At 73.0% G+C, this 18389-nt stretch carries 16 protein-coding genes and 1 pseudogene; 11 read left to right on the top strand and 6 right to left on the bottom strand.

What is annotated here, in order from left to right; all coding sequences use genetic code 11:
* The 3 genes and pseudogenes from FLX07_RS32490 to FLX07_RS32480 form a co-directional block, all read right to left on the bottom strand.
* A pseudogene (locus FLX07_RS32490) lies at positions 1-322 on the bottom strand (hypothetical protein); the annotation flags it as partial.
* Positions 323-498: 176 nt separating this feature from the next.
* Positions 499-684 (bottom strand): hypothetical protein, encoded by a 186-nt coding sequence (locus tag FLX07_RS32485; RefSeq protein ID WP_142575504.1) that lies wholly within the window; start codon positions 682-684, stop codon positions 499-501.
* Between the two features lie 109 nt (positions 685-793).
* Positions 794-1366: a TetR/AcrR family transcriptional regulator gene (locus tag FLX07_RS32480; RefSeq protein ID WP_229689927.1), complete on the bottom strand. Its 573-nt coding sequence runs from the start codon at positions 1364-1366 to the stop codon at positions 794-796.
* A 118-nt stretch (positions 1367-1484) separates the two neighbouring features.
* On the opposite strand from FLX07_RS32480, the gene FLX07_RS32475 reads away from it, so the two are divergent.
* A complete protein-coding gene (locus FLX07_RS32475) occupies positions 1485-2039 on the top strand; it encodes a hypothetical protein (protein ID WP_142575502.1) in 555 nt (184 codons plus the stop codon).
* Between the two features lie 111 nt (positions 2040-2150).
* Here the strand turns inward: FLX07_RS32475 and FLX07_RS32470 are convergent, their stop codons facing one another.
* Positions 2151-2465, bottom strand: coding sequence for a hypothetical protein (locus FLX07_RS32470; RefSeq protein WP_142575501.1), 315 nt, complete (start codon positions 2463-2465; stop codon positions 2151-2153).
* 323 nt (positions 2466-2788) lie between these two features.
* On the opposite strand from FLX07_RS32470, the gene FLX07_RS32465 reads away from it, so the two are divergent.
* The 3 genes from FLX07_RS32465 to FLX07_RS32455 all read left to right on the top strand — a co-directional run bounded on the left by FLX07_RS32465 (position 2789) and on the right by FLX07_RS32455 (position 8175).
* On the top strand, positions 2789-3220 hold the full coding sequence (locus FLX07_RS32465; RefSeq protein ID WP_142575500.1) for a nuclear transport factor 2 family protein: 432 nt from the start codon (positions 2789-2791) through the stop codon (positions 3218-3220).
* 117 nt (positions 3221-3337) lie between these two features.
* On the top strand, positions 3338-7066 hold the full coding sequence (locus FLX07_RS32460; RefSeq protein WP_142575499.1) for a serine/threonine-protein kinase: 3729 nt from the start codon (positions 3338-3340) through the stop codon (positions 7064-7066).
* A gap of 5 nt (positions 7067-7071) precedes the next feature.
* The gene (locus FLX07_RS32455; RefSeq protein WP_142575498.1) at positions 7072-8175 is read left to right on the top strand and encodes a hypothetical protein; all 1104 of its coding nucleotides are present in this window, start codon (positions 7072-7074) and stop codon (positions 8173-8175) included.
* A gap of 43 nt (positions 8176-8218) precedes the next feature.
* On the opposite strand, the gene FLX07_RS32450 is transcribed toward FLX07_RS32455, so the two are convergent.
* Entirely contained in the window at positions 8219-9115 is an 897-nt protein-coding gene (locus tag FLX07_RS32450; RefSeq protein ID WP_142575515.1) for an aminoglycoside phosphotransferase family protein, read from the bottom strand.
* Between the two features lie 342 nt (positions 9116-9457).
* Between FLX07_RS32450 and FLX07_RS32445 the strand changes: the two genes are divergently transcribed.
* Positions 9458-11152: a TIGR03767 family metallophosphoesterase gene (locus FLX07_RS32445; protein WP_142575497.1), complete on the top strand. Its 1695-nt coding sequence runs from the start codon at positions 9458-9460 to the stop codon at positions 11150-11152.
* A gap of 45 nt (positions 11153-11197) precedes the next feature.
* Here FLX07_RS32445 and FLX07_RS32440 read toward each other — a convergent pair whose 3' ends face one another.
* Complete coding sequence (locus tag FLX07_RS32440; protein ID WP_142575496.1) at positions 11198-13396, bottom strand: beta-glucosidase family protein; 2199 nt, start codon at positions 13394-13396, stop codon at positions 11198-11200.
* A gap of 110 nt (positions 13397-13506) precedes the next feature.
* Between FLX07_RS32440 and FLX07_RS32435 the strand changes: the two genes are divergently transcribed.
* The 6 genes from FLX07_RS32435 to FLX07_RS32410 all read left to right on the top strand — a co-directional run bounded on the left by FLX07_RS32435 (position 13507) and on the right by FLX07_RS32410 (position 18387).
* A complete protein-coding gene (locus tag FLX07_RS32435; RefSeq protein ID WP_167748476.1) occupies positions 13507-14082 on the top strand; it encodes a TetR/AcrR family transcriptional regulator in 576 nt (191 codons plus the stop codon).
* 131 nt (positions 14083-14213) lie between these two features.
* The gene (locus FLX07_RS32430) at positions 14214-14963 is read left to right on the top strand and encodes a GntR family transcriptional regulator (RefSeq protein WP_142575494.1); all 750 of its coding nucleotides are present in this window, start codon (positions 14214-14216) and stop codon (positions 14961-14963) included.
* Complete coding sequence (locus FLX07_RS32425) at positions 14947-15174, top strand: indolepyruvate ferredoxin oxidoreductase subunit alpha (protein WP_079312946.1); 228 nt, start codon at positions 14947-14949, stop codon at positions 15172-15174. Before FLX07_RS32430 ends, FLX07_RS32425 begins: the two co-directional genes overlap by 17 nt.
* A gap of 14 nt (positions 15175-15188) precedes the next feature.
* Positions 15189-16664: an ABC transporter substrate-binding protein gene (locus FLX07_RS32420; RefSeq protein WP_142575493.1), complete on the top strand. Its 1476-nt coding sequence runs from the start codon at positions 15189-15191 to the stop codon at positions 16662-16664.
* Entirely contained in the window at positions 16661-17629 is a 969-nt protein-coding gene (locus tag FLX07_RS32415; RefSeq protein WP_142575492.1) for an ABC transporter permease, read from the top strand. The genes FLX07_RS32420 and FLX07_RS32415 overlap by 4 nt, the downstream gene beginning before the upstream one ends.
* The gene (locus tag FLX07_RS32410) at positions 17626-18387 is read left to right on the top strand and encodes an ABC transporter ATP-binding protein (RefSeq protein ID WP_142575491.1); all 762 of its coding nucleotides are present in this window, start codon (positions 17626-17628) and stop codon (positions 18385-18387) included. The genes FLX07_RS32415 and FLX07_RS32410 overlap by 4 nt, the downstream gene beginning before the upstream one ends.
* The last annotated feature ends 2 nt before the right edge of the window (positions 18388-18389 follow it).

Raw genomic sequence — 18389 nt, 5'->3', positions numbered from 1 at the left:
GGCCGGCGAGGGTGGTGAACAGGCCGCCGAGGGTGTGGTCGGCGGTGCCCTTGAGGAAGCCGGCGGTGGGGCTGGCGCCGTTGGTCCAGGCCTTGGCGGCGGGGGTGGCCAGGCCCCAGCCGAACAGCTTGTCCAGGAAGGCCCACAGGAACACCCAGCCGATGGCGATGCGGGCGGCGGCCCACACGTAGCGGACCGGGCCGGCGGTGGTGGCCGGTGTGGTCGGCGGTGTGGTCACCCGGGGCGCGGGGGTCTGGGCCGTGACGGGGGGAGTGGCGGCGTGCACGTGGTCGCCGTGGTCGCGCCTTTCGATGGTGGCCATGACCGGCCCCTTTCAACGTCTTTGCTCTCTTGGTGACATCTCAAGGAAACCGCGATCACCGGGTGTGCCACAGGAGCCGTACGGCACGCTCCGGCCGTCCCGAAGTCCCGTGATCGCGGGACCTTCGGCCCACGTCCGGCAGACGGGGCTATCGAGGCCCCGGCCGAACAGGGGCGTCACCCCTGCCCGGCGCGGCAGGTGTTCTGCGCACGACGGCACAGGACAGGCAGTGCGCTTGTCGCGTCCAGGACCACGCGGTCACCCAGCGGCTTGTCGAGCCTTATGACGCCCCTGCCGAACTCGCCGACGCCTGCGCACACGCCGGGGGCCTCATAGGGGAGGTCGATCCCCAGGACCACCACGTCCGGCTCCTCCCGCACTCGGAGGCCGACGGTGCGACCGGGCCGGCTGTGCCACCAGGAGCCGGGCGCGATCCCGCCGCGTCGAGCGACACGGTCGACGGCGGCGGGCTCAGCTCCGGGGCGAATCGCCGGTGCCGATGAGGGCCCGGCCGCTGCGGAGGAACGAGGCGGCGACGGTCGCCGGCTGGTCGAGATATCCGGCGACCATGGCGCCGTCGCGGATCAGCATCAGGTCGTCGGCGACCTCTCCGGAGTTCTTCAGACCGAGCGGGGCGATGAGCTGTTCGAACGTCGCCTTGTTCCAGCGGCGATGCGCGTCGACGGCCTTACGGATCGGGCTGTCCGGGTCGGGGTATTCGGCGGCGGCGTTGATGAAGGGGCAGCCGCGGAAGCCGGGCGCACAGGCGATGATGCCGATCGCCTCGGCGATCACCCGCAGGGTGGCATCGACATCGCCCTCGCCCTGCTTGATCGCCGCACCGATGCCGTCCCGTTCGAGTGCGGCGCGGCGTTCGAGGTAGGCGACGACGAGGTCGTCCTTGCTCTTGTAGTGCCGGTAGAACGTCACCTTCGTCGTGCCGGCGAGGTCGATGACCTTGTCGACGCTCACCGCGCGGAGCCCGTGTGCGTAGAACAGCTCGGCCGCCGCTTCCAGGAGGCGCTCACGCATGGGGCTGCTCACGCTTGGGATCATACGCGGTCCCTCCTCCTCACCCCTTGTGCCGGACCCGGCCGCCGAGCTACTGTCAGCGCGGTAGAGTTACTAGTCATTCTACCTACTCCGATCGAGAAGAGAGACGATGACCACCGTCACTGATGTGAACACCCGCCGCACCGCCGTGGCGTTGCGCAACCTCTACGTGGTGCGATTCGGATTCGCCCTCATCTGGGCGGTCCTGCTGTTCCTTGCCGGGCCCTCTGGCCCCGTAAGCGTGGCACTGCTCGTGATCTACCCGCTGTTCGACGTCGCCGCGGCCATCGTCGATCTGCGCTCCTCGGCGACCGCGCGCCCCACCGCGGCCCTGTACGTCAACCTGGCCCTCAGCCTGCTCACCGCCATCGGCCTGGCCGTCGCGGCCACCTCCGGCGTGCCCTCCATGCTGCGCGTCTGGGGCGCTTGGGCGATCACCGCCGGAATCGTGCAGCTCATCGTGGCCGTCAGCCGACGCGGGCTCGGCGGTCAATGGGCGATGATCCTCAGCGGAGCGATCTCCACGATCGCCGGGACGGCGTTCATCCTCCAGGCCGGTACGCCGGCCGCATCGCTGACGAGCCTCGCCGGGTACGCGACCGCCGGCGGCGTCTTCTTCCTCATCTCCGCCTTGCGTCTGAACGGCACCGCGAAGAGCACCTGATCCCCGCCCCGCTGCCGGAACTGCCGGCCGCCCACCATGGTGTCCCCGAACCCGCGCCGCGCTGCGCAGTGGCGAGTGAGTCCTCTAGCCCCCGGGAGCGCGTCGCGGACGTCACCGGCGTCGACAAGCGGGGCAGGCCGCGGACACGTGAGCGACCACCGGCTCGCCGCGAACGGTCCGGTACGCCTCACGGGCGGTGGCGCGGATGAGTTCCGGACACGTGGAGGCGGCGAGGCGGACGGACACGTAGACGTGCGCCATGCCGTCCACCTCCGTCAGGCGGACGTCGTCCACCAGGTCGGTGAACGCCTCGCGCAGGGCGTTGCGCACGGCGAGCCGCGCGAGGGGAGCCGTGGCCTGGTCATGGTCCTGCTCGTCCTCCTGGCGGCGGGTAATCGGACGGGGTCGTCTGCTCGGGATCGTCATGACTCAACCGTCCCGCCGGCCGCCCCTGCGCGGGAACGGCCGAAGGTCCTCATCCCCGGCGCATAAGGCGGCACATCCGATCCGGCGGATGCTCTGCCCGCTCAGCGCGGCGTACACGGAGATGCTCAGGCCGACCCTTGTTCGAGGCGTCGGTGCTGGTCGCGCTTCCGGTCGTCGCTGGGACGGATCGTGCTCGGTGTGCTGACCGATCGGTACGGCGGGCGACCTCGTCGGCTGTCCACGCTCCGAGGACAACGGCCTGCAAGAGGTCTTTTGGCCTCTCATTGCCCCTGTCTCATTAGGCTTGTCAAGGGGGTTCTTCGATGGCCGATGTGGTGGACCGGCTGATCAGCGCACTGAACACCCATGATGTGGATGCGGTGATGCGCTGCTATCTGCCCGACGCGGTCGCGACATGGCCGGATATGGAGGCGGGCAACCCTCAGGAGATCGGCTCCTACTGCACGCAAATGTGGGAGGCATTTCCCAATCTCCGCTTCACACGGTGGGAGAAGACCGCATGCGGTGATGCGATCGCGACGGAGATGGTGGCCTGCGGTACCCAGACGGGGCCGTATCTCCTGGTCGGAGGTGAGGTGCTGGAGGCGACGGGCCGTTCCGTCAGCGCACGCTGCTCCTGCTTCTGGAACGTGGTCGACGATCTGATCGCGAGTCAGCGCTTCTACTACGACCAGTTGCAGGTGTACGCGCAACTCGGTATGTGTCTGCCACCCGTCTTCGACCGGTCCGGCTAGGGCGTCGAGGAGATGCCGGCGCCGGTCGAGAAAGACACGCCCTGCGCGGGCCCCGAGCCTGATCGAACGCTCCGCGTGGGTCTTGGCGGGGCTGGATCTCCGTAGCACGATCGGGGCATGCGGTCCGCGGCCGGCGGGAGGTCTGGATGGCGACCGTCCTGCTCCCCGGCGACCCGCGCAGGCTCGGCGGCTACTGGCTCGCCGGCCGCCTGGGCGAGGGCGGGCAGGGCGTCGTCTACGAGGCCTACGACGAGGCCGGCCGCCGGGTGGCCGTCAAGGTCCTCCGCTCGGCGGGCGGGCCGGGCGACGCGCGGGCGAGGGCGCGGTTCGCCAAGAAGGGCGCGACCCGCCGCGCGGCGGGTCGCGCCCTTCTGCACGGCCAGGGTCATCGCCGCCGATCTGGAGGGCCCCCAGCCGTACATCGTGAGCGAGTTCGTCGCCGGGCCGAGCCTGCGCGCGGCGGTCGCACGGGACGGGCCGTACGGGCCGGAGGAGCTGCACCGTCTCGCCACGGGCATCGCGACGGCGCTGGCCGCCATCCACGGGGCGTCGGTGGTCCACCGCGACCTCAAACCGGACAACGTGCTGATCGGCCCCGAAGGCCCGCGGGTCATCGACTTCGGCATAGCGCGGACCTCCGACATGTCGCTGACGACGACCGGGCACGTCGCCGGCACGCCGGCCTTCATGGCCCCGGAAAGCGTGCTCGGAGCACGTGTGGGCCCGGCCGTCGACGTCTGGGCCTGGGGAGCCGTGACGCTGTTCGCCGCCACCGGCCGGGAGCCGTTCGCCGAGGGGGCCGCCCGTCTGCCCGTACCCGGCGGCGGTCCGGAGGCGGCGGGGCAGGCGCTGACCGGGGTGGCGGCCCTGCTGCACCGCATCCTGGCGGCCGACCCCGACCTGACCGCGCTGGGGGAGCCGCTGCGCGGCCTGGTGGCCCGGGCGCTCGACAAGAACCCGGAGGCCAGGCCCGACGCGGACACCGTTCTTTCGACGCTGCTCGGGCACCCGTCGCCGCGGGGCGAGGCGCTGCTGGCGGAAGGCACCCGTACGGCCGAGGGCCTGGGGCCGCTCCGGGCCCTCGCGCCGCCCCCACTCGCGGCCGTGGCCGAAGAGGCGTACGGCGCGCTCGTCCCGGCCGACCAGGCGCTGGTGCCGCGGATCCTGCTGCGGATGGTCGCGCCGGGAGAGGGGAACGACGACTCTCCCCGGCCGGTGCCCGAGGACGAGCTCCTCGACGGCGTGGTCGACCGGGAGACGGCCGGCCGGGTGCTGTCGGGTTTCGCCCGCGCCGATCTCGTCGTCCGGGAGGGCGAGACGGTCGCGCTCGCCGCGGCCGCCCTGCTGCGGGCCTGGCCCCGGCTGCGCGGGTGGGTCGACGCGGATCGGGCGGGCCTGCGGGTGCAGCGGCCGCTGACCGAGGCCGCCCGGACGTGGGACCTGAACGGGCGGCGTCCCGGCGACCTCTACCAGGGGACGGCGCTGGAGACGGCGGTCGGCTGGGCGGCCACCGCGCGCCATCACGTCACGCTGAACACGCTGGAGAAGGCGTTCCTCGACGCGTCCCGGGCCCTCGCCCGGGACCGCGCCCGGCGGCGCCGCCGCCTCACCGCCGCGCTCGCCGTGCTCGTGGCCGTCGCCGCGGCCTCGGCCGGGCTGGCCCTCGACCAGAAGTCGTCCGCCGAGCGGCAGCGGGACGTGGCCGTGGCCCGGCGGCTCGCCGCCCTGGCCGAGACCTCCCGCTCGTCCGATCCCACCCGGGCGATGGCGCTGAGCGTGGCCGCCTGGCGGCTGGCCGGGGTGCCCGAGGCGCGGGCGGCCCTCTACAGCTCGCTCGCCCAGCCGCTGCGGCGGATCGACCCGCCGCCGCCCGTCACCGCCGATGCCCGGTTCGACCTGAGCGGGGACGGCCGGCTGCTCGCCGTCGCCGACGCCGGCCGGGCGGTCCTGTGGGACGTGGCCGCCCACCGTGTGGCGGGGGGCGCCCAGGGCGTCGCGGTGGCCCCCGACGCCGTCGCGCTCAGCCCAGACGGCCGCCGCCTCGCGGTTTCCGGCGGCGGCCGTCTGCGTGTGTGGGACCTGTCCACCGGCCGTCCGCTCGGACCGGCGTTCGGGAACGGCGCGCTGGAGATGACGTTCGGCCCGGATGGGCGGCGCCTCGCCGTGCTCGCCCCCGGCCATCGAGGCCAGGTCTGGGAGGCCCTTCGCGGTGTCGAACTCCTCGACGTGCGCGACGAGCGTGCGGAGGGGGTCGCGGTCTCCGCGCGGCGCGCCGCCGTGCTGCTGGACGACGGCCGGTTCCGGCTGTACGAGCCGGCGGCGGGGCGCTCCGGCTCGGGACGTTCCGGCTCGGTGCGTTCCGGCTCGGTGCGTTCCGGCTCGGGGGGTTCCGACTTGGAGCACTCTGGCTCGGAGCACTCTGGCGGGGCACGGAGACTCCCGGCTCCCGCGGGCGGCCGGGGGGACGCCGTCGCCTTCAGCCCCGACGGCCGCACCCTCGCGGTCGGCCGCGGCGGGAACGTCGCCTTCTGGGACCTGTCCACCGGCCGCCGCCGCGGCGCCGTCCTGGAGGGCGCCTCCGCCGAGTGGCTCGCGTACGGCGACGGCGGTCGCCTCGTCCTGACCTTCGACCGCACCGGCGTCGGCCTGTGGAGCGCGGACGGAGGCGGCCTGCTGGCCTACTCCACACCGGAGGACACCACCGGCATGCCGGACATCAGGGTCGCGACGGGTGAGGCGGGCGGGCCGGTGCTGCGCTACCTGCTGAGCGGCGGCCGGGTCGCCACGGTGGACGCGGCGGCGGGCGCCCGCTCGACGGCGGTGTCCCCGTCGGCGGTCGCCGCGGCCTTCGCCCCGGGCGCGCGGACGCTCGCCGTCTCACCGGCCGGAGCAGGGCCGGTGTTGTCGGACCCGGTCTCGGGCGCCCGCCTGGGGCCGTCCCTCGGCGGCACACCGGCCGGGGCGCTCGCCTTCGCCTCCGACGGCCGCACACTCGCCTCCGTCCCCTACGCCTCCGTCTCGCACGCCTCCGTCTCCCGGCCGGACGAGGCGCGAGGCTCCGGCGATACCGCGACCGTGAGCCTGAGCCTGTGGAGCGTGCCGGACGGCCGCCCGCTTCGCCGGATCCCTATCGCGCGGGCCGCCTCCGTGGGCGGGCTGGCCGCCGGAGGCCACGTGCTCGCCGCGGCGCCCGTCGCCGGCGACTACGAGCCCGTCCGGGTGTGGGACCTGTCCAGCGGCCTGGAGGTTCCCGTCCCGCGCAGGACCGGATGGGACGTCATGGCGGTCAGCCCGGACGGCCGGGTCCTCGTGGTCGGCGGGCGGGACGCCACCCTGGTCGACCTGGTCGCCGGCACGTCCACCGGCCGTCCCTTCGGGCCGGTGCTCGACGGCGTGCGATCGATCGCCTTCAGCCCCGACGGCTCGGTCATCGCCACCGGCTTCCACGAGGCGGGCGTGGCTCTGTGGGACGCCCGCACGCTGCGACGGGCGGGGACGCTCGCGCCGGAGAAGGGGCGGTTCGACGACGTGGTGGCCCTCGCCTACTCGCCGGACGGGCGGCTGATCGCCACCGGAGGCACGAGCGGGGAGGTCCGGCTGTGGGACGCCGCCGCCCGGTCGCCGCTGGGCCTGCCGTACGCCGTCCACGCCGGCCCGGTGCTCGCGCTCGCCTTCGGAGCGGACGGGCGCTACCTCTACAGCGCCGGAAAGGACGGAACCTTGCGGCGCTACACGATGGACCCGCAACGGGCCGCGGCCGAGGTGTGCGCGCGGGCGGGCGGCGGGCTGGGAGATGACGATTGGCGGCGCCTCGTGCCCGAGGCGCCCTACCGGAAGGTGTGCTGAGCGACATGACGATCATCCACCACCTGCTCGCGCGGCTCCTGCGACGGCCCAGAGGCGACGGCGCCCCCACGAAGATCAAGCCGGTGGAGACCGTATCGGTGGAGATCGAGTCGGTCGAGGTCGATCCCGACCCCGTCCCGATCGGCGGCGAGGACCAGGTCGTGGCGACCTTCGAGGTGGTCACCAGCGGGCCGTCCGCCGAGGTGACGGGCGACCTGGTGGCTCCGGACGAGTCCCGCGCCGAACTGCGCTTCGAGAGAGAGGAGCGCACGACCTTCGAGGAGCGGTGGCGGTCCCGGCACGCGTTCGGCCGGGACGCGGCGGCGGGGACCTGGCGCGTCGTGGTCGGCGCCGGCGGCGGCACCGAGGAGCGGGAGTTCGAGGTCAGCGCCGAGGAGGGGCTGCGGCGGTCGAGGATCGACGGCTTCGAGCTGTCCCCCGACCCGGTCGACGAGGGGAGCCCCCTGACCGTCTCCGGCCTCCTTGAGGTGGTGACCGGGAAGGAGGACTGGGGCGGGCTTCCCGGCCGGACGGTCGCCCTGCTGTTCCGGCCCGACGACATGCTCGCCCGCAGGGAGGTGGCGCGCGTGGTCACCGACAGGTCGGGCCGGTTCGACGCGACGGTCACGGCGACGGAGTCCGGCTTCTGGTCGGCGGAGTTCCGCGGAGACGCCAGGGAGGCCAGGGAGGCCAGGGAGGCCAGGGCGGTCAGGGACGCCGGACGCGTCACCGCCGCGAGGAGCGCCGAGGTTCATTCGGCCGTGAGCTCCGCCGGGGCGCAAACCAAGATCACCTATTCGGCGAACCCCAAGAGCGGCCGGCGGAACAGGAAGGCGACCCACGCGGGCACGCTGTTCGTCCGGGTGCAGCCCGCCGGGCAGCCCGCCCGGTGGGACCCGCTACCCCAGCAGCGCGTCCGTCTCTGGTTCGACCCGTCCGGGACGGGCGCCGACGCGGTGAGGGGGACGGCGACGACGGGTTCGGACGGCAGGTTCACCCTGCGGAAGAAGGTGCCGTCGACCGGCGAATGGCAGGTCCGCTTCGACTCGCAGGCGCCGTCGCAGCGCCGTTCGTGCAAGTCGCCGGTCCGCAGGCTCACCGTGAGCTGAGCCGCACGCCGGTCGGCGGAGCTTCGGGGCCGGGCCCGCAGGTTCAGACGGGCCCGGCGTCCGCCAGGAGGCGTTCCAGGGTGCGCCGGCCCATCCGGGCCATGACCGGGTTGGTCTCCAGGTAGTACCAGACGAGCCCCATCGCCTGCGCGAAGGCCCACGCCTTCCCCCGCTCCCACTCCAGATCGTCGCACTTCAGGCCGAGACGGAGCATCCGGCGCGGTTCCGCCTCCAGCAGGTGCCAGGCGCTCACGAGATCGAGGGCGGGATCGGCCGGCCCGAAGCCGCCGGCGTCGAGAATCCCGGCGAGCCGGCCGTCGGACACGAGCACGTTGCCGGGGATGAGATCACCGTGGGTCATCACGTCGGCCGCTTCACGCGGCAGGCTACGGAACCCCGCCCACATCCGGCGCAGCCGGGGAACGTCCAGCAGTCCTTCACTGCGCTCGAAGCAGGTCTCCATCCACGCGTCGTGCGACCGGAGGTCGCCTCCCCGCCCACTGCCGGAGAACGTACGGCCGCGCGTGCCGACCGCGCGCAGGTCGGCGATGAGATCGGCGAGACCGTGGGCGAACGCGACCGACTCGCCGGGGTCCTCGTCGATCGCCACGGCGCCGGGCAGCCATGTCTGCACCGACCACGGAAGCGGATATCCCGCGCCGGGCTCGCCGAGCCCGACCGGCTCGGGTGTGGGAAAGCGAGTGCCGCCCGCCAGTTCGCGGGCCGCCTCCGCTTCGGACTCCAGCCGGCGGCGCGTCGCGTCGACCGGCTCGGGCTGCAGGGGAAACCGGGCCGAGAAGTGGTCGCCGATGCGGAAGATGGCGTTGGTCGTCCCACAGGCGGCGATGCCGGTGACGGGCAGGCCCCGCCACTGCGGGAACTGCTCGCCCACCAAGACGCGCACGGTCTCCTGTGTCACGGTCAGCTGGTCGGCGTGCATCTTCACGCCGGGGAGCGTTCCGCGTTTCGTCCTGTCCCGCAACCTGTTTTCGGCCGCCCGAGCCGGCTGGTCCGCGCCGTCGTCACCGCCCCGCCCGACGCCGCCCGCCGCAGCCCGCCCGGTTACCCCGACAGGCGGCCTCACGAGCTCGGGACAGTGCTCTTCCGAACGGCGGGAAAGCGGCAGGCGTCCGGCCCGCTGCCCCCGGGTGTCCGTATCGCCTACGGCTATTTCTCGGCCACAGATGGCTGGCCGGCGTTTCAGCCGTGTTAGGCCGGGAGTCATTCCCGCTGTCAACCATTCCCAGTGGACGTTCGCCTCGACGCCACCACTGGGAGCATCATGGGTCCCGCCCTCAACCGCCGCGCCTTCCTGCTCGCCTCCGGGATGACCGCCTCGGGCGTCGCGCTGGAGATCGCGCTTTCCTCCACCCCGGCCGCCGACGCGGCCGTGACCCCGTCGACCACGAGAACCACGACGACCACGACGACCACGACGACCACGACGCCCATGACGACGGTCCACACCGTCGCCGGACCGCGCGGGGCCGGCGGATACCGCAGGCTGTCCGACGGCCCCGGCTGGCGGCGGGTGACCCGCACCGAACTGGCCGACGCCAAGAAGGACAGGGCCGAACGCCGCACGCCGCTGGCCTGCTTCGTCCAGTTCACCGATCTGCACATCACCGACGTGCAGAACCCGCAGCGCTATGAGTTCCTGCGCGCCGGCGACATGGGCTCCTGGCGCCCGCAGGAGGCGTTGACCGCGGTCGGCGCCGTCTCATTGATCGAACAGGTCAACACCCTGCACCACGGACCGGCCACCCGGGCGCCGATCGGGTTCGTCATGACCACCGGTGACAACACCGACAACAACTCCCGGATCGAGCTGGAGTGGTTCCTCACCGCCATGACCGGCGGCCGCTTCACCACCAACACCGGCGACCCCGGCGGGTACGAGGGCGTGCAGAACTCCGGCCTGGGCCTCTACTGGCAGCCCGATTCCGGCACGCGCGACATCGACAAGCGGGCGGGCTTCCCCCACCTGGACGGCTTCCTGGAGGCGGCCATCCGCGAGGTGAGCAGCCCCGGCCTGGCCGTGCCGTGGTATTCCACCGTCGGCAATCACGACCAGCTCTTCGGCGGCGCCTACTCCGGAGCCGGCGGCTTCTTCGCCGACCTGGCCACCGGCTCGCGCAAGCTCTTCGATCTGCCCGCCTCCGAGGCCGGCGCCGTCTACCGGGCACTGCGCCGGGGCGACCCCACGGGCGCCCGCTTCCGCGCCCTGTGGAAGCGCTACCGGGGCAGGGCCCGCACGGTCACCGCCGACGAGCGCCGCGCCCCCTTGAGCCCGCACGCCTACATCGCCGCCCACCTCGACCCGGCGTACACCGGCCCGGGACCCGTCGGCCACGGCTACACCCGCGACAATCTCGACAGCGGCCGGCTGGACTACTCCTTCCGGATCGCCGACGGGGTCGTCGGCATCAGCCTGGACACCACCGACCGCGGCGGCGACTACCGCGGATCGGTCGGCACCCGGCAGCTGACCTGGCTGGAGCGGACCCTGAAGGCCCACGCCGGCGACATCGCCCTGATCTTCAGTCACCACCCGAGCTGGGCCATGACCAACCTCGCCCCCAATCCGGCCCGCCCGCACGACAGGCGCCACGGCGGGCAGGAACTGCTCGCGGTGCTGAGGAAGCACCGCAACGTGGCCGCGTGGATCAACGGGCACTCCCACCTCAACAAGATCGTCCCGCAGGGCGGCTTCTGGGAGGTCTCCACCGCCTCCCACGTCGACTATCCGCAGCTGGCGAGGGTCGTCGAGCTGGCTGACAACCACGACGGGACACTGTCGCTGTTCACCACGCTGGTGGAGTCGGCCGCGCCGCACCGCACCGACTTCACCGATCTGTCCCAGAGCGGCCTGGCCGCGCTCTACCGGGAGCTCTCGTTCAACTCCCCGGGCATGCGGAGCGGGCTGGCGGGCCTGCCCGGTGACCGCAACACCGAGCTCCTGCTGAAGAGGCGCTGACGGCGCGCCCGCGACGTGATCGACTGCGGCGACCTCCCGCCGCCATCACAGCGTGACGGTCGAAACGGCGGCGTCGGGGTCGCCCGCGTAGGACGCCGCCTCGATCACTGCTGTCGGGGAGGCGGGGACGAACCCGGTGGGCGTCCACCTCCGCAGGGGCCGGGCCGACGCGGGCACGGTGACCCGGGCCGATGCCCCGGCCGGGAGGTCGACGGTGGCGAAGCCGAGCAGGACCCGGGTGGGGAAGTCGTCCGCGGCCGCGTCGATGCCCGTGGGCCGTCCGTAGAGCTGCACGACGTGGCGGCCCGCGCGCGAGCCGGTGTTGGTCACGGTCACGACGCCCGTGAAGGAGTCACCCTCGGGAGCGTCCACGGTGAGGTCGGCGAGGGCGAAGCTCGTGTAGGACAGCCCGAACCCGAGCGGGAAGGCCGGCGCGTGGCCGTCCCGGTCCAGCAGCCGCTGGCCGAACCACTTGTCGTAGGTGATGGCGGTGGCGTCGCGGTCGAAGGACGGCAGGTGCTCCTCGGCGGCCGGGATCGAGTACGGCAGCCGTCCGGCGGCGTCGACGTCGCCGAGCAGCACGTCGGCCAGGGCCCGGCCCCCCTCCGAGCCGGAGTACCAGGAGACCAGCACGGCGGGCACGGCGTCGCGCCATTCCTCGGTGATGACGGCCCCGGCGGTGACGATCACCACGACGGTGCGGGGGTTGGCCGCCGCCACGGCCCGGATGACGTCGGCGTCGACGGGCCGCAGCCGCAGACTCGCGCGGTCGCCGCCGGCGCTTCCCCCGTTGATGGAGTCCACCGCGCCGGGCTCGGCCAGGAAGGCCGCGAACGACTGTCCGGCGGGGTCGTCGCCGGGCGGGGGGAACAGCGCGAGCAGGCCGGGATCGGTCAGCACGTCCCCGCCGATCCACTCGCCCTCGTCCGCGGCGGTGTAGCCGGCGACGACGACGGCGACATCGGCCTGCCCGGCAGCGGCGGCGGCAGCGGCCGGATCGTCGTCGGCGACATGGGTGATCCGGGCCCCCGGGAGCGCCTCCGTCAGACCCTGCAGCGCGGTGATCACCTCCGGTGCGCGCACGTCGGAGGAGCCGTTGTCGCCGGTGTTGGCCACGTCCGCCAGGCGCCCGATGACCGCCAGGGAGGTGAGCGCGTCCCGGCGCAGGGGGAGCAGGGGCGCGTCGCCGACCGGCTCGTTCTTGAGCAGCACCATGCCGCGGGCGGCGACCTCGCGCGCCAGCGCGCGGTGCCCGGGGTTGAACACCACGTCGAGCGAGGGCTCGGGCTCGGTGAGGGCGGCGTAGTGGCGCACCTGGGTGCGCAGGATGCGGCGGGCCGCCCGGTCGACGTCGTCCCAGCTCGCCCTGCCCGCCTCCAGGTCGGCGGACAGGTGCTCGGCGCGCTGCTGGCGGAAGGGCTCTTCCACGTCCAGCCCGGCGCGCAGCGAGGCGGCGGCGTCGCGCAGGCCCCAGATGAAGTCGGAGACGGTGACGCCCTCGAAGCCCCACATGCCGCGGAGCACGCCTTCCATCAGGTGCTCGTTCTGCCCGGCCCACTCGCCGTTGACCGAGTTGTAGGCGGTCATGACGCCCGACACGCCCTCTTCCACGATCCGCCGGAAGTGTGCCAGGTAGACCTCGTGCAGGGCCGCGTCGTCGGCGGTGACGTCGACCTTGAACCGGGCGTTCTCCATGCTGTTGAGCGCGTAGTGCTTGACGACGGCCATGGCGTTGCGCTGCACGCCCCGGGTCAGCGCCGCGCCGAACTCGCCGAGCAGGATCGGATCCTCGCCGTACGTCTCCTGGGCCCGGCCCCACGACGGGTGGCGGGGCAGGTTCACGCACACGCCGCCGAAGAAGTTGGCGCCCTGGGCGCGAAGCTCGAGCCCGATGGCGGTGCCGACGCGCTCCTCGAGCTCGACGTCCCAGGTGGCGCCACGGGCCATGGAGACCGGGAACGCGGTCGATTGCCCCATCACCACGCCGCGCGGGCCGTCGGAGAACAGCAGGCCGGGGATGCCCAGCCGTTCGACGCGGCCCATCGGGTAGGGGGTGAGGTTGTACCCGTTGGTCATCATGTCGGCCATGCCCTGCCAGAACGGCAGGTCCCCGTCGAGCAGCCACAGGCGTTCCTCGCGGGTCGTCTGCGACAGCAGCTCGTCGACCGCCTCGTCGAGGGGCCGCCCGGCGCGCACTGCGGCGACGGCGGCGGAGAATGCGGTCGGGGAGGAGGGCGTCGACATGCGCACACAACTCTCTGAACAGGCGCGACAGCGCTATCTACCAAACGGTAGATAACTTAGGCTGGTATCGTGATCGAAAGCAACCCCCGCCTCCGAGGAGCCAGGACGGCATGACCCCCTCGCCGGTACGGCGCCGGCTGCCGCCCGCCGAACGCCGAGAGGAGATCCTCAAGGCGGCCACCGAGCTGATCGCGGCCTCCGGATTCAAGGGCGTCACCCTGGAGGCGTTCGCGGCGGCCTGTGGCATGACCAAGGCGGGGCTGCTGCATCACTTCCGTTCCCGGGAGGAACTGCTCATCGCGGTCCTCGAACGCCGGGACACGCTCGACCTCGCGAGCGTGGCCGACACACTCGAACCGGCGCCCGACGCGGCCGTCGCCCGCGCCGTCATGTCGGGGTTCGTCCGCCGCAACCTCGCGCAGCGCTCGCTCGTGCAGCTCTACACGGTGCTGTCGGCCGAGGCGCTGGACCCCGCGCACCCCGCGCACGTCTACTTCCGGACACGGCTCAGCGAGGGCCGCGCCATGCTGGAGTGCTACCTGCTGGCCTGGCATCCGCGGCCCGGTCAGGCCGCCGTGGACCTGCTCGCCTTCCTCGACGGCCTGCAGCTCAACTGGCTGCGTGACGGCGGCATCGATTTCCTCGCCCAGTGGGAGGCCTTCGCCGACCGGTTCTTCGCCGCCTGACCTCCCCGGGGGTGGCGGTTGTCGGCCGCATCGATGTGAAGCCGCAGGTAAAGGCTGTCTCACGATCTTCCGGAGTGGCGTAATCGCGCCGTTATCCGCATATCCCTACCTGAACACTAGGCTTATGCCTCATGGAGTTGGCGGACGCGAGACGGCGCCGGGCGGACAGGGCCCGCCAGGTCGCCGACCTGCTGCGGCGGGAGGTCGTGCACGGCGGATTCGGCGGTGGTCACCTGCCGCTTGAGTCCGCCCTCGCCCGGGAGTTCGGGACCTCCCGCAACACGATCAGGGAGGCTCTGGACCTGCTGCGCGACGAGGGCCTCATCGAGCGGTGCCCGGGAGTGGGCACCACGGTGGCCGCGGAGAAGTACCCGCACGGCCTGCACCGGCTGCTCGGCCTCGCTGAGACCCTCCGGGAGCACGGTGAGGTCACCAACGAGGTCCGCGCGATGGGGCTGACCACGCCTCCGGCCGCCGTCCGGCAACGGCTCGGCCTGCCACCCGGCGAGCCCGTCGTCTACATGGAGCGGCTGCGCAGGCTCAACGGGCTGCCGCTCTCGCTCGACCTGACCTACCTCGTCCGCGAGGTGGGGGAGCCGCTCTTCGACGCCGACCTCGTGCACAACGACGTGTTCGTGCTGCTGGAACGGGTCGCCGGCCGGCCGCTCGGCGTGGCGGAGCTGACGATCGAGGCCGTGAGCGCCGACGCCCACACCGCCGCCGTCCTCGACGCGCCGCGCGGCGCGGCGCTGCTGATGGTCGAGCGCCTCACCCATCTGTCCGACGGCCGTCCGGTCGACCTGGAGTTCGTCAGGTTCCGCGGCGACCGCCTCACCATGCGTGGCCATCTCTGGAGGAACACCGATGACCCTGGTCAATAGCCGCGTCGACGTGCCCGTCACGATCGACGAGTCGCTGTGCATCGAGGGCTGCACGCTGTGCGTGGACGTCTGCCCGCTCGACTCGCTGGCCATCCACGAGGTCAGCGGTAAGGCGTACATGCACGTGGACGAGTGCTGGTACTGCGGCCCCTGCGCCGACCGGTGCCCGGCGGACGCGGTCACGGTGAACATCCCCTACCTGCTCCGATAGAAGGACACCCCCCAATGCGTAAGCTCATCGCCGCCGTGGCGTTGCTGGCCGCGGCCGGGTGCTCCGTGTCCGCGGGCGCCGACGACGGCAGGCAGACGGTCGTCGTCGGATACCAGTCGAAGACCATCAACACGGTGACGGCCGGGACGCTGCTGCGCGGCCTCGGCTACCTCGAAAAGCGCCTCGGCGCCAGATACCGGGTCGAGTGGCAGGACTACGACACCGGCGCTCCGATCACCGCCAAGATGGTGGCGGGGAAGATCGACATCGGGTCGATGGGCGACTACCCGCTCCTCATCAACGCCTCCCGCACCCAGGGCGTGCCCTCCGCGCGGACCGAGCTCGTCTCGGTGACCGGCTACAACCTGCGCGGCGGCCTGAACGCGGTCGTCGTGCCTCCGTCGTCGGACGTGCGGACCCTGGCCGGCCTGAAAGGGAAGAAGGTCTCGGCCAGCTCGGGCTCGGCCGGGCACGGCACGCTGGTGCAGGCCCTGGAGCGGGCCGGGCTCGACCCCGCTACGGACGTGGAGGTCGTGAACCAGCAGCCGCCGGTGGGCGCGTCCGCGCTGCAGTCGGGCAACGTGCAGGGATACGCCCAGTTCGTGGCCTGGCCGGGGCTGCTCGTCTTCAAGAACCAGGCCAGGCTCGTCTACGACGGCTCGGCGCTCGGCGTGCCGACGTTCCACGGCGTCGTCGTACGGCAGGCGTACGCGAAGGAGCACCCCGACGTGCTCCAGGCGTTCCTCCAGGCGCAGATCGACGCGACGAACTACCTCCACGAGCATCCCGTGGAGGCGGCCGAGGCGGTCGCCGAGGCAACCGGACTGCCGCCCGAGGTGGTCTACCTCTACAACGGGCGTGACGGCATCGCCTCGTTCGATGTGACCGTGAAGCCGGAACTGGTGGCCGCCCTGCGGCACGACGAGAAGTACCTGAAGATCATCGGCACCGACTTCACCGACGTCGACGTGACGAAGTTCGCGAACGACTCCTTCATCAGGAAGGCGTACGGCGCCTCCTACGACGCGGGCACCGCGAGCACCGCCAACGCGGCGAGGATCACCGGGACCGACGAGGCCTGCGGGACCGCCGTGGGCGACCCGGCGAAGGCGGGCGAGCTCTGGCTCGCCGGGGAGGACCGGCTCCGCCCCGCGGCCACCCCCACCTGCCTGCTGCGCCAGATCGCCGCCGCCACCTCGGCCGGCGGGACCGTGCGGGCCGCCTACGTGCCCGACGCGGCCACCGGCACGCACTGGTTCGCGGACAGGTCGGTCTGGGTCCGTGACCCATCGGCGGGCGAGAACGAGCGGTTCGCGCCTTTCACCACCGCGGACGGCGCGCAGGCGTACGTGAAGGAGCACCCCCGGGCGCGGATCGTCGGATACGACGAGGCGCTGAAGGCCGCGGCCGGGGAGCCGAAGACGGCTGCGGGGGAGCCGAAGGCGGCTGCGGGGGAGCCGAAGACGGCTGGGGAAGGTGCGTCGCGATGAGCACTCCGGCGCTGGACGCGACGCTCGGCCCCGCCGCCCCCGCCGCCGCGGGCGCGGGCGCCGCATCGGCGGGCCGGACGAGAACGGCGGCCGGCCTGCGCAGATGGGCGGTCAGGTCGGCCTCCCTGGCGGCCGTCGTCGCGGTGTGGCAGTGGCTGACGACCGCGGACGCCCGCGTCGGGCTGCGGTTCGACCGGCTGCCCTCGCCCGCCGAGGTCGCGGCCGAGCTCGGCCGGCAACTCGGCACCCGGATCTACTACCTCGACCTGGCCCAGAGCATGATCCGCATCCTCACCGGATTCGCGCTGGCGGCCGTGGCCGGCATCGCCCTGGGCGTCCTGGTCGCGCGGTCCCGATGGGCCGGTGACGTGCTGCTGCCGCCCATCGAGGTCGTCCGGCCGATCCCGGCGATCGCCCTCGTCCCGATCGCGATCCTGGTGTTCCCCACCGACGAGCAGGGCATCGTGTTCATCACGTTCGCCGCGGCGTTCTTCCCGATCATGGTGAGCACGCGGCACGCCGTACGGGCGCTGCCGACGCTGTGGGAGGACGCGGTCCGCACCATGGGCGGCGGGCGCGCGCACGTGCTGTGGAACGTCGTCCTCCCGGGCACGTTGCCGGGCGTCTTCGGCGGGCTGTCCGTCGGCATGGGCGTCGCCTGGATCTGCGTGATCTCCGCCGAGATGATCTCCGGGGAGTTCGGCGTCGGCTACCGCACCTGGCACGCCTACACGGTCGTCGACTATCCGGCGGTGCTCGTCGGCATGGCCTCGATCGGCGTGCTCGGCTGGGTCGCCTCGGCGTCGATCGAACTGCTCGGCCGGCGCCTGACCCGGTGGCTGCACAGTTCTGATCAAGGGGCTGATCAAGGGGCCGATCAAGCCACTGATCGAGGGGCCGACGAATGGGCCGATGCGAGGGCGCATGCGGGGGCCGGCGCGGGCGCGGAAGGCGGCGCCCGATGAGCGCACGCACCGCCGGATCGGCCGTGCAGGCCGCACGGGTGGGCGCCGGGCTCGCCATCCGGCTGGAGGGCGTGGCCCTCGGCTACGGGCGGCACGCCGTGCTGGAGGACCTGCGCCTCGACATCGCCCCCGGTGAGGTCCTGGTGATCGTCGGTCCGTCCGGGTCGGGCAAGTCGACCGTCCTGCGGGCGATCGCGGGACTGCTGGCGCCGCGCGCCGGCCGGGTCCTGGCCGAGGGCGTGCCGGTCACCAGGCCCTCCGCCGACCGCGCGATGGTCTTCCAGGACGACGCGCTGCTGCCCTGGCGCACGGTCCTGCGCAACGTCGAACTGCCGCTGCGCATCCGCGGCGTGCCGAGGCGGCAGCGCAGGACGGCCGCCGCGAGCTGGATCGCCCGCGTCGGCCTCGCCGGTTGCGAGGACCGGCTGCCCCGGGAGCTGTCCGGCGGCATGCGGCAGCGGGTGCAGCTCGCCAGGTCCCTGGCGGGCGCGCCGCGCGCCGTGCTCATGGACGAGCCCTTCGGCGCGCTGGACGCGCAGACCCGGGGCGAGATGCAGCGCCTGCTGCTGGACGTGCTCCGCGACACCCTCGCCACGGTCGTCTTCGTCACCCACGACGTGGACGAGGCGCTGCTGCTCGCCGACCGGGTCGTCGTGCTCGGCCGCGGCGGCGTCGGATGCGTCCTGCAGGTGCCGGAGCCGCGCACCCCCGACATCGACCGCGCCGGGCTGCGCGCCCGCATCATCGAGGAGCTGTGAGA

It is taken from the genome of Microbispora bryophytorum, from assembly GCF_006874465.1.
Classification (GTDB): Bacteria; Actinomycetota; Actinomycetes; order Streptosporangiales; family Streptosporangiaceae; genus Microbispora; species Microbispora bryophytorum.
Note: the sequence above shows the minus strand (reverse complement) of the source record. Positions and strands in the feature narration are given on the sequence as shown.

Coding starts and splice junctions, on each gene's coding strand:
- FLX07_RS32440 (WP_142575496.1), bottom strand. CDS start 13,396: ATGTCGACGCCCTCCTCCCCGACCGCATTCTCCGCCGCCGTCGCCGCA.
- FLX07_RS32420 (WP_142575493.1), top strand. CDS start 15,189: ATGCGTAAGCTCATCGCCGCCGTGGCGTTGCTGGCCGCGGCCGGGTGC.
- FLX07_RS32415 (WP_142575492.1), top strand. CDS start 16,661: ATGAGCACTCCGGCGCTGGACGCGACGCTCGGCCCCGCCGCCCCCGCC.
- FLX07_RS32470 (WP_142575501.1), bottom strand. CDS start 2,465: ATGACGATCCCGAGCAGACGACCCCGTCCGATTACCCGCCGCCAGGAG.
- FLX07_RS32460 (WP_142575499.1), top strand. CDS start 3,338: ATGCGGTCCGCGGCCGGCGGGAGGTCTGGATGGCGACCGTCCTGCTCC.
- FLX07_RS32475 (WP_142575502.1), top strand. CDS start 1,485: ATGACCACCGTCACTGATGTGAACACCCGCCGCACCGCCGTGGCGTTG.
- FLX07_RS32445 (WP_142575497.1), top strand. CDS start 9,458: ATGGGTCCCGCCCTCAACCGCCGCGCCTTCCTGCTCGCCTCCGGGATG.
- FLX07_RS32455 (WP_142575498.1), top strand. CDS start 7,072: ATGACGATCATCCACCACCTGCTCGCGCGGCTCCTGCGACGGCCCAGA.
- FLX07_RS32430 (WP_142575494.1), top strand. CDS start 14,214: ATGGAGTTGGCGGACGCGAGACGGCGCCGGGCGGACAGGGCCCGCCAG.
- FLX07_RS32450 (WP_142575515.1), bottom strand. CDS start 9,115: ATGCACGCCGACCAGCTGACCGTGACACAGGAGACCGTGCGCGTCTTG.
- FLX07_RS32425 (WP_079312946.1), top strand. CDS start 14,947: ATGACCCTGGTCAATAGCCGCGTCGACGTGCCCGTCACGATCGACGAG.
- FLX07_RS32465 (WP_142575500.1), top strand. CDS start 2,789: ATGGCCGATGTGGTGGACCGGCTGATCAGCGCACTGAACACCCATGAT.
- FLX07_RS32435 (WP_167748476.1), top strand. CDS start 13,507: ATGACCCCCTCGCCGGTACGGCGCCGGCTGCCGCCCGCCGAACGCCGA.
- FLX07_RS32410 (WP_142575491.1), top strand. CDS start 17,626: ATGAGCGCACGCACCGCCGGATCGGCCGTGCAGGCCGCACGGGTGGGC.